Origin of the sequence: Streptomyces sp. NPDC058534, from assembly GCF_042717365.1 — a bacterium.
Classification (GTDB): domain Bacteria; phylum Actinomycetota; class Actinomycetes; order Streptomycetales; family Streptomycetaceae; genus Streptomyces.
Map to the genome: position 1 here is coordinate 3793 of NZ_JBHXNW010000096.1, position 9833 is coordinate 13625.

A 9833-nucleotide genomic window follows, 5' to 3' on the forward strand; every position below is an offset into this window, starting at 1 on the left:
ACTAAAACATACCCCCCCCCCACGCCCGCCCCGTGGGCGGTCTGTTGAAAACCGTCGTCGCGCTGCGGCTGGCGGACGCCGGCCGCGGCCTGTTCTGCGCCCTCCTGGCCGTGGTGGTGTGGGTGGCGCTGCACGAGGCCGGGGTCGATCCGGTCGTGACGGGTCTGGCGGTCGGGGCGCTGGTCATCGCGTACCCGGCGCCCCGCGGGGACCTGGAGCGGGCGAGCCGTCTCTTCCGGCTGTTCCGGGAGCAGCCGACGCCCGAGCTGCAACGTTCGGCGGCCCGGGGCCTGGCCTCGGCGATCTCGCCGAACGAACGGCTGGAACAGCGGTTCCTGCCCTGGGTGAGCTTCGGCATCGTGCCGCTCTTCGCCCTGGCGAACGCGGGGATCGAGCTGAGCGGCGCGCGGCTGGCCGACGCGTTCACCTCGCCCATCACGCTGGGCATCCTGTGCGGCTGCGTGGTGGGGAAGATCGTCGGCGTGGTGGGTTCCATGGCGGGCGCGCAGGTGCTGTCGGGCGGCCGGCTGCGGCCCAACGTGGGCTGGGGCTCGGTCACCGCCGCCGGGTCGATCGCGGGGGCGGCCTTCACCGTGTCGCTGCTGATCGCCGCCCTCGCCTTCGAGGGGGAGGAGCTGAACCAGGCGCGCATCGGCATCCTCGCCTCGCTGATCGGCTCGTTCGCGGTCAGCTGGGCGGTCTCCGGGGTCATCGGCCTGCTGCCCGCGGCGCGGCGGACGCGGGCCCTGCTCGGCACGTCCGAACCGCTGACGGATCTCGGGGTGGCCGTCGGCGAGCGCCACGACCATGTGCGCGGTCCCGCGGACGCCGCCGTGACCCTGGTGGAGTACGGCGACTTCGAGTGCCCGTACTGCGGCCGGGCCGAGAGCGCGGTGCGCGACCTGCTGGGCAGCGAGACCGACGTCCGCTACGTCTGGCGGCATCTGCCGCTCACCGACGTGCATCCGAACGCCCGGGCGGCGGCCGAGGCGTCGGAGGCGGCCGCGCGGCAGGGCAGGTTCTGGGACATGCACGACCTGCTGCTCGCCCGCCAGGACGAGCTGGGTGAGCGGGATCTGCTGCGGCACGCGCGCGAACTGGGCCTGGACCTGGAGGTGTTCCGCGGGGACCTGGCACAGCGCCGGGGCGCCCGCAGGGTCGCCGAGGACGTGGACTCGGCGGACCTGAGCGGTGTGTCGGGCACGCCGACCTTCTTCGTCAACGGCAGGCGCCACCGCGGCGCCTACGACATCGACGCCCTGAAGCGGGCGGTCGAACAAGCCCGGCGACGGGCCCTGGTCGGCGGATGAGGTGACGTCCGGTCAGGTGCCGCGCCGGGCCGGGCGGCGGCGCTGGACGGCGCCGTAGGTCTTCTCCAGGGCGGCGGTCGACGCGTCGTAGGAGCGCTGGGCGACGCCGACGAAGAGGCAGTCGACGACGGCGAGCTGGGCGATGCGGCTGACGGTGGCCCCGGAGCGGAACGGGGTCTCCCGGGCGCAGGTGGTCAGTACGAGGTCGGCGCCGGCGGCGAGCGTGGAGCCGGGGTCGTTGGTCAGGGCGATGGTGGTGGCTCCGCGTTCGGCGGCGGCCTGGAGGGGTTCGGTGGTGTCCTCGGTCTCGCCGGAGTGGGAGACGGCCAGCGCCACGTCGCCGGGCCCCAGGAGTGCCGCCGCGGTGAGTGCGGCGTGCCGGTCGCTCCAGATGAAGGCCATGTGGCCTATGCGGTGCAGCTTCTGATGCAGGTCCTGGCCGACGAACGCGCTGGCCCCGACGCCGAAGATGTCGACCCTGCGGGCCTTCGCCACCGCGTCGACCGCCCGGCCCAGCGCCTCGATGTCGAGTCCGGCGCCGGAGTCCTCCAGGGCCTGGACCTCGTTGTAGATGATCTTGCTGACTATGAAGTCCAGCGTGTCCGTCGGGCTGATGTCGGTGCCGCTCCGCTCCGGACGCTCACCGCCCAGGGCGTGTTCGCGCGCGGCGGCGGCGGCCAGCGCGAGGCGCAACTGGGGGTAGTTGCCGGTGCCGATCGTGCGGCAGAACCTCATCACGGTGGCGGCCGACGTGTTCGCCCGCTCCCCCAGCGCGTTGATGGACAGCTCCGCGACCTGCCCCGGGGCGGCCAGGACGGCGTCGGCCACCCGGCGTTCGGAGGGGGCCAGGGAGGGCCGGGCGGCACGGACACGCGTGAGGATGTCGGCGAGCGGGGCGTCCTGGGCGGACTGCTCCGGCGCACCGGACGAGGACTGGCGGACCATGGCCCCTCCTGGGTGTGGTGGACACAGGCTAATGGGGCCACCCGGGTTGGTCAAAAATTTACGTACGGTCCGAACAGCCGTTACTTATTGACATCCGGAGGACGGCATTCCCATACTCGGACGGCCCTCTCCCCACGCCGGCGACCCCACCGGCCAGTGTCTAGGAGCAAGCGTGCGCCAGCTCGACCTCGTGGTGATCGTGGTCTATCTGATCGGGATCGCCTGGATCGGCCTGCGGAAGGCCGGCAAGCAGAAGTCGGCGAAGGACTACTTCGTCGGTGAAGGCCACATGCCGTGGTGGACGGTATCCTTCTCCGTCGTCGCCACCGAGACCAGCGTCCTGACGGTGATCAGCGTTCCCGGCGGCGCATACAGCGGCCAGGGCTTCGGCAACGTCGAACTCGCCCTGGGCTACGTCATCGGACGCGTCGTCGTCGCCACCGTGCTGATCCCCCTCTACAAGCGCGGCGGGTTCGTCAGCGCCTACCAGTACCTGGGCGACCGGTTCGGGCTGAAGCTGCAGGGGCTCGCCTCGGTGACGTTCGTCTTCACCCGGCTCCTTGCCGAGGGCGTGCGGCTGTTCGCCTCCGCCATCCCCATCAAGCTGCTGCTCGACGAGTTCGGCGTGCACGCGAGCTACCGCGTGATCATCATCGTGCTCACGCTGATCACCGTGGTGTACACCTACCTGGGCGGCATCAAGGCGGTCATCTGGACCGACGCCATCCAGATGGGCCTCTACCTCGGCGGCGCGATCCTCGCCGTCGCGGTGCTGTCCGCCCACGTCGGCGGTGACGGCTACGCACGCGCCTGGGACGCCGGGCGGTTCACGCTCTTCGACACCGACTTCAGCCTGGCGCACGTCCTCACCAGCCCGTTCGCCCTGCCCACCGCCATCATCGGCGGCGCCATCTTCGCCATGGCCAGCCACGGCTCCGACCAGCTGATCGTGCAGCGGGTGCTGGCCACCCGGACGCTGCGCGAGGGCCAGAAGGCCATGATCGCCTCGGGTGTCTTCGTCGTCATCCAGTTCGCCGCGTTCTCCCTCGTCGGCGCGCTGCTGTGGTCGTACAACCAGGGCAGGTCGTTCTCGGAACTGGGGCTGTCCAGCTCCGACAACCTCTACCCCGAGTTCATCCTGAACGGGCTGCCCGTCGTCGTCTCCGGGCTGCTGGTGGCCGGCATCCTGGGCGCCGCGATGGGCTCGCTGTCCTCGGCGCTCAACTCCATGTCGAACTCGACGGTCGCCGACATCATCCACAGCTTCTTCCGAAGTACCCCGTCCGAGGAGTCGCTGCTGAGGCTCGCCCGCTGGATGACGCTGGTGTGGGCGACCCTGATGGCCGTCTTCGCGTGCGCGTTCAGCACGAGCACCGGCAACGTCTACCTGACCGGGCTGACCATCGCCGGCTACACCTACGGCGCGCTGCTGGGCGCGTTCCTGCTCGGGCGGCTGGTGACCCGCGCGGGCGAGGTCGACTCCGTCGTGGCCTTCCTGGTCACCATCGGGGTGATGACGTACATCGTGCGCGTGGTCAAGATCGACGTCACGACGGGCGGGACCACGGTGTCCCAGGCGATCGCGGCCCAGTGGCTCGTGCCCATCGGGGTGGTCATCACCCTGGTCGTCGGCGGCGTCCTGAGCCTGTTCCACCCGGCGCCGGCGGCCGGCGGGGGCGCCCCGGACGGTGCCGAGCCGGGTGCCGGACCCGACCAGCTCACCGCGGCGGCCGGCCGGAAGTGAGCATGTCTCCGTCGCCGGGCGGGCGTTCTCCCGGGAGGCCCGCCCGCCGCTGCCCGGCCGCCCCCTTCCCACTGGAGACGTCTTGCGTGTGATCGGCCTGATGTCAGGCACCTCCTACGACGCCGTGGAGGCGGCCGCCGCGGACCTCGTCCTCCAGGACGACGTCCTGGTGATGCGGCCCCTCGGGCATCTCTCGGCCCCCTACCCCGACGAACTGGGCGAGCTGATCGCGGGATTCCTGCCGCCGGCGGACACGACCGCCCGCACCGCCGCCGTGCTCGACACCGGGATCGGCCGGGCCTTCGCCGACGTGGCCGTCCGCGCCCTGCGCGAACTGTGCGACGGGACCGCCGACCTGGTGGTCTCGCACGGACAGACCGTCTACCACTGGGTCGAGGACGGCGCCGTCCGCGGCACCCTGCAACTCGGCCAGCCCGCCTGGATCGCCGAGGCCACGGGCCTGCCCGTCGTCTCCGACCTGCGCACCAGGGACGTCGCGGCCGGCGGTCAGGGCGCCCCGTTGGTGGCGATGACCGACACCCTCGCCCTGGCCGCGCTGCCCGGCACCCCGGCCGCCCTCAACCTGGGCGGCATCGCCAACCTCACCGTCGTCGCCCCCGGCGCCGAACCGCTGGCCTGCGACACCGGGCCCGCCAACGCGCTGATGGACGTCGCCGTACGGCACTTCACCGGGGGCGCCCTCGGGTACGACGAGGACGGCCGGCGGGCCGGGGCGGGACGGGTCGACCCTGCGCTGCTGCGGGAGCTGCTGGACGACCCGTACTACCGCAGGCCGGCCCCGAAGAGCACCGGCAAGGAGCGGTTCCACCTGCCCTACCTGCTGGAGGCGCTGGGCGTGGCGCCGGTGCCGGAGCCGGACGACGTACTGGCGACCCTGGCGCGGCTCACCGCGGTCACCGTGGCCGACGCCTGCCGTGCGCACGGGGTCACCCGGCTCGTCGTCTCCGGCGGCGGGGCGCACAACCCGGTGCTGATGGGCATGCTCGCCGAGGAGCTGCCCGGGGTGCCGCTCGAAGCCAGCGACGCGCTCGGGCTGCCGTCCGACGCGAAGGAGGCCCTGGCCTTCGCGCTCCTGGGCTTCCTCACGGTGCACGGCCTGCCCGGGGCGATCCCGTCGGGAACCGGTGCGCGCCGGGCGTCGCTCCTCGGCAGCATCACCCCGGGCCGGGAGCCACTGCGCCTGCCCGAGCCCGCCACCACCCCGCCCCGGCTGCTCCGCGTCACGGACGAACCGGTGTCGTGACCGCCCGCGCGGGCGAGGCGGGCCTCAGCCCATCTCGCCCGTGCGGGCCTGCCGCCACAGGTCGACGCTGCCGTCGGCGACCGCGTACTTGTCGATCTCGGCGAGTTCGTCGGCGTTGAAGGCGAGGTTGTCCAGGGCGGCCACGTTCTGCTCCAGCTGGCCGGTGCGGGAGGCGCCGATCACGAGCGAGGTGACGCGCGGGTCGCGCAGCGCCCAGGCGAGCGCCATCTGGGCCAGGGTCTGGTCCCGGCGGGCGGCGATGTCGTTGAGGGCGCGCAGCCGCTGGAGGGTGTCCTCGTTCAGCCAGTCGGTCGCGAAGGACTTGCCCTGGGTGGCGCGGGAGCCCTCCGGGACGCCGTCGAGGTAGCGGCCGGTGAGCAGGCCCTGGGCGAGCGCGGTGAACCCGATGACGCCGAAGCCCTCGTCGCCCGCGGCGTCGAGCAGGCCCTCGGTCTCGATCCACCGGTTGAGCATGTTGTACGAGGGCTGGTGGATCAGCAGCGGCGTGCCCAGGTCGCGGAGGATCGCCGCGGCCTGCCGGGAGCGTTCGGCGTCGTAGGAGGAGATCCCGACGTACAGGGCCTTGCCCTGCCGCACCGCGGTGTCCAGCGCCGTCATGGTCTCCTCCAGCGGTGTGGAGGCGTCCAGGCGGTGGGAGTAGAAGATGTCGACGTACTCCAGGCCCGTGCGCTTGAGGGACTGGTCGAGGGAGGCGAGGACGTACTTGCGGGAGCCGCCGCCCTGGCCGTAGGGGCCGGGCCACATGTCGTATCCGGCCTTGGTGGAGACCACCAGTTCGTCCCGGTACGGTGCCAGGTCCTGGCGCATGATCCGGCCGAAGTTGATCTCGGCGGCTCCGTAGGGCGGGCCGTAGTTGTTGGCCAGGTCGTGGTGGGTGATGCCGAGGTCGAAGGCGCGCAGGGCGATCTCCCGCTGCGACTCGAACGGCTTGTCGTCGCCGAAGTTGTGCCAGTAGCCCAGGGACAGGACGGGCAGGTCAAGACCGGAGCGACCGGTGCGGCGGTAGTGCATGGTGCCGTCGTAGCGGGCGGGGTCGGCGACGTGGTTCATGACGGTTCTCCGGTTGGGGTAGCGGGGACGGGCGGCCCGTGACGGGGACGTCAGCCGGTGGCGGCGCCGAACCACCGGGGCAACCGGTCGAACAGGTCCTGCTGGTCGTCACCGACCCATGCCACATGGCCGTCCGGCCGCAGCAGCATGGCGGGCACCTCCAGTTTCGCACCGACGTCGACGACATGATCGACCCGGTCCGACCAGCCCGTCACCGACAGCCGGCCCGTCCGGTCGAGGAGCAGCCCGCGGCCGGCGTGCGTCAACTCGCACGCGCAGTTCCTCGTCGAGGGCGGGGGCGGACTCCAGGAGCAGGGACATCAGGTGGCGGCCGATGTTCCCGGTGGGAGCGGTGATGACGATCATGAATACCTCGTGGGTCGTGCCGGTTCGGTACGTCCTCAATCCTGCGAAGTCGCGGGGTGTTGCCACCATGGGAACTTCAGCAAGGGATCATCGCCCGGAACGGAATAACCCTGGTGAACAGCGCAGATCCGGTCGCGCCGGTCATCGACGCCAACCTCGTCGTCGCCCTCGACGCCCTGCTGGCCGAGCAGAGCGTCACCCGCGCCGCCGCCCGCATGCACACCTCCCCCGCCGCCATGAGCCGCACCCTCGCCCGGCTGCGCCGCGTCCCTCCAGGACCCCCTCCTGGTCCGGGCGGGCCAGACGATTGCCGACGCCCAGGGCGCTGGCCCTGCGGGACGAGGCCGCCGCGGTGGTACGCCGGGTGGGCGCGCTCCTGACTCCGGCCACCGGCGTGGACCCGCCGGCCTGCGCGGCACCTTCACGCTGCAGGCCGCCGACCTGGTCGGTGCGGCGCTCGCCGCCGGACTCGTGGAACTGGCCGGGTGGGAGGCGCCGGGGGTCTCGCTGCGGTTCCGGGCCGAGGAACTGGAGGCCGGGCCGGCCCTCCGCGACGGCCGGACCGACCTGGAGGTCGGGGCCATCGACCACGTGGACCCCGAGACCCGCGTCGAGGAGCTGGTCACCCTCCGGATGACGGCGGCCGTCCGGCCCGGCCACCCGCTCGCCGACGGGCCGCCCTTGACGCCGCAGCGGTTCGCCGCGGCCGAGCATGTCGCGGTCAGCCGCCGCGGACGCTTCACCGGACCCGTCGACACCGCCCTCGCCGAGCACGGGCTGAGCCGCCGGGTCGCCGTCGTCCTGCCCGGCCATCTGGCCGCGATGACCCTCGCCGCCCGCAGTGACGCCGTCGCCCTGGTCCCCGCCGCGGCGCCGGGCGACGCACCCTCGCCCCTCACCGAGCACGCCGCGGTCCTGGGCCTGCGGCTGCTCGACATTCCGCTGACCCTGCCGCCCGTGACCATCGGCATGGCCTGGCACCCCCGGCACACCTCCGACGGAGCCCACCACTGGCTGCGCGGCGCCGTCCGCCGGGTCCTTCGGGTGTCGTAGTGGGGAACCCGCGGGGCGGGCGGGCCACCACGGGCTCACCTCGGCGGGAAAGGGCGCAATACACAAGATTGAGGGCACCGTCCCCGGGCACGCGTTCGCCCTGCCGTCTCCGCTTGCGCGCCCTCGGCGGCGGCGGAGACTGATACGGACGACGGCACTCCGGAAGGCCTGGACGGATGGGTGAGCACGCGGCGCGTCCCGGCACCGGGACGCGGCACGGGAGCGGGAGCGGGAGCGGCGGTGCCCCGTGTCCGTACCCGGGGCCGGAGTCGTTCCGCGAGCGGCACGAGAGGTGCCGCGAGAAGCGCGAGGCCCCCGTCCGGCCGAACCCGGACCGGATTGGCGTGGCCGCTCCAGGGCACCCCTCCCCCGCGATCGTGTCGCGCGGCGCCTGGGCGTCACCCACTCCACGACGAAAGGCAGTCTCATGACGGACATCACGCCCGCCACCACCACGGACTCCGGCGCACCGGCGGAAAGCGACGAACACTCGCTCACCGTCGGCCCGGGAGGCCCGGTACTCCTCCAGGACGCCTACCTCATCGAGCAGATGGCGCAGTTCAACCGGGAGCGGATCCCCGAACGCCAGCCGCACGCCAAGGGCAGCGGCGCCTTCGGTCACTTCGAGGTGACGCACGACGTGAGCGCCTACACCAAGGCGGCCGTCTTCCAGCCGGGGACGACCACCGACCTGGTCATCCGTTTCTCCACCGTGGCGGGCGAGCGCGGCAGCCCCGACACCTGGCGCGACCCGCGCGGCTTCGCGGTGAAGTTCTACACCAGCCAGGGCAACTACGACATGGTCGGCAACAACACGCCGGTGTTCTTCATGAAGGACCCGATGAAGTTCCAGCACTTCATCCGGTCGCAGAAGCGCCGGGCGGACAACAATCTGCGCGACCACGACATGCAGTGGGACTTCTGGACCCTGTCGCCGGAGTCCGCGCACCAGGTCACCTGGCTCATGGGAGACCGCGGTATCCCCCGGACCTGGCGCCACATGAACGGCTACACCTCCCACACCTACATGTGGATCAACGCGGCCGGCGAGCGGTTCTGGGTGAAGTACACCTTCAAGACGGACCAGGGCATCGAGTTCTTCACGCAGCACGAGGGCGACCAGATGGCGGCGGCCGACACGGACTACCACACACGGGACCTGTTCGAGCACATCCGTGACGGCGAGTTCCCGAGCTGGACCCTGTACGTGCAGGTCATGCCGTACGAGGAGGCCGCGGGCTACCGGTTCAACCCGTTCGACCTGACGAAGGTGTGGCCGCACGGCGACTACCCCCTCATCCCGGTCGGCCGCATGACGCTCGACCGCAACCCCACCGACAACCACGCCGAGATCGAGCAGGCGGCCTTCCAGCCCAACAACCTGGTCCCCGGCATCGGCCCGAGCCCGGACCGCATGCTGCTGGCCCGGCTCTTCTCCTACGCCGACGCCCACCGTCACCGGATCGGCGCGAACTACCAGCAGCTCCCCGTGAACGCCCCGGTCGTCGACGTCCACACGTACTCCAAGGACGGAGCGATGGCCTATCGGAAGACGACCGACCCGGTCTACGCGCCGAACTCCAAGGGCGGTCCCGCCGCCGACACCGAGCGGTTCGGCACCCCGCCCAGCTGGGAGACGGACGGGGCCATCACCCGCACGGCCTACGTCGACCATCCCGAGGACGACGACTGGGGTCAGCCGGGCACGCTGGTGCGCGAGGTCATGGACGACGCGGCCCGTGACCGGCTGGTCGACAACGTGGTCGGCCACCTCCTCAACGGGGTGAGCGAGCCCGTCCTCCAGCGGGCCTTCGAGTACTGGTCGAACATCGACAAGACCACCGGTGACCGCATCGCCAAGGGTGTGCGGGCCAAGGCGGACGAGAAGGACCCGAAGGCCGCCGAGCAGGGCAACCCGGCCCGGCGGTCCATGCAGGAAAAGGCCTGACGCCGGGAGGCGGTCCGGGAACCCGCGGGGTGTGGGGGGGGCGGGGGCCCCCCCCCCCCCCCCGGGGGGAGTGATGCCCCCCCCCCCGACAAGGTCGGACGGGGGAGGGGGGGCCCAAACCGGGGGCGAGGC

Annotated in this window: 6 protein-coding genes and 3 pseudogenes; 5 read left to right on the forward strand and 4 right to left on the reverse strand. The window is 72.2% G+C overall.

The genetic code is table 11. The annotated features are described in order from the left end of the window. Positions 1–32: 32 nt before the first annotated feature. The gene (locus ACFWR9_RS37590) at positions 33–1310 is read left to right on the forward strand and encodes a Na+/H+ antiporter NhaA (RefSeq protein WP_383850667.1); all 1278 of its coding nucleotides are present in this window, start codon (positions 33–35) and stop codon (positions 1308–1310) included. A gap of 12 nt (positions 1311–1322) precedes the next feature. Here the strand turns inward: ACFWR9_RS37590 and ACFWR9_RS37595 are convergent, their stop codons facing one another. Beyond that, on the reverse strand, positions 1323–2255 hold the full coding sequence (locus ACFWR9_RS37595) for a MurR/RpiR family transcriptional regulator (protein WP_383850670.1): 933 nt from the start codon (positions 2253–2255) through the stop codon (positions 1323–1325). Between the two features lie 172 nt (positions 2256–2427). Here ACFWR9_RS37595 and ACFWR9_RS37600 point away from each other — a divergent pair, with 172 nt between their 5' ends. Together ACFWR9_RS37600 and ACFWR9_RS37605 are read left to right on the forward strand one after the other, a co-directional pair. Further along, positions 2428–3999 carry a sodium:solute symporter gene (locus ACFWR9_RS37600; protein WP_383850673.1) on the forward strand — a complete coding sequence of 524 codons (1572 nt, stop codon included), beginning with the start codon at positions 2428–2430 and terminating at the stop codon, positions 3997–3999. A gap of 82 nt (positions 4000–4081) precedes the next feature. Continuing rightward, positions 4082–5263, forward strand: coding sequence for an anhydro-N-acetylmuramic acid kinase (locus ACFWR9_RS37605; protein WP_383850676.1), 1182 nt, complete (start codon positions 4082–4084; stop codon positions 5261–5263). 24 nt (positions 5264–5287) lie between these two features. Here the strand turns inward: ACFWR9_RS37605 and mgrA are convergent, their stop codons facing one another. The 3 genes and pseudogenes from mgrA to ACFWR9_RS37620 all read right to left on the reverse strand — a co-directional run. Next, on the reverse strand, positions 5288–6334 hold the full coding sequence (mgrA, locus tag ACFWR9_RS37610; protein WP_383850679.1) for an L-glyceraldehyde 3-phosphate reductase: 1047 nt from the start codon (positions 6332–6334) through the stop codon (positions 5288–5290). Positions 6335–6384: 50 nt separating this feature from the next. Beyond that, positions 6385–6603 (reverse strand): annotated as a pseudogene (locus ACFWR9_RS37615) (FAD-dependent oxidoreductase); the annotation flags it as partial. Continuing rightward, positions 6575–6700, reverse strand: a pseudogene (locus ACFWR9_RS37620) (NmrA family transcriptional regulator); the annotation flags it as partial. The pseudogenes ACFWR9_RS37620 and ACFWR9_RS37615, both read right to left, overlap by 29 nt. A gap of 104 nt (positions 6701–6804) precedes the next feature. On the opposite strand from ACFWR9_RS37620, the pseudogene ACFWR9_RS37625 reads away from it, so the two are divergent. Continuing rightward, positions 6805–7753, forward strand: a pseudogene (locus ACFWR9_RS37625) (LysR family transcriptional regulator). Positions 7754–8180: 427 nt separating this feature from the next. Continuing rightward, on the forward strand, positions 8181–9701 hold the full coding sequence (locus ACFWR9_RS37630) for a catalase (protein WP_383850681.1): 1521 nt from the start codon (positions 8181–8183) through the stop codon (positions 9699–9701). Positions 9702–9833 lie beyond the last annotated feature (132 nt).

Excerpts from the sequence above, each read along its gene's own strand:
- ACFWR9_RS37595 (WP_383850670.1), bottom strand. The coding sequence starts at position 2,255 with ATGGTCCGCCAGTCCTCGTCCGGTGCGCCGGAGCAGTCCGCCCAGGAC.
- mgrA (WP_383850679.1), bottom strand. The coding sequence starts at position 6,334 with ATGAACCACGTCGCCGACCCCGCCCGCTACGACGGCACCATGCACTAC.
- ACFWR9_RS37630 (WP_383850681.1), top strand. The coding sequence starts at position 8,181 with ATGACGGACATCACGCCCGCCACCACCACGGACTCCGGCGCACCGGCG.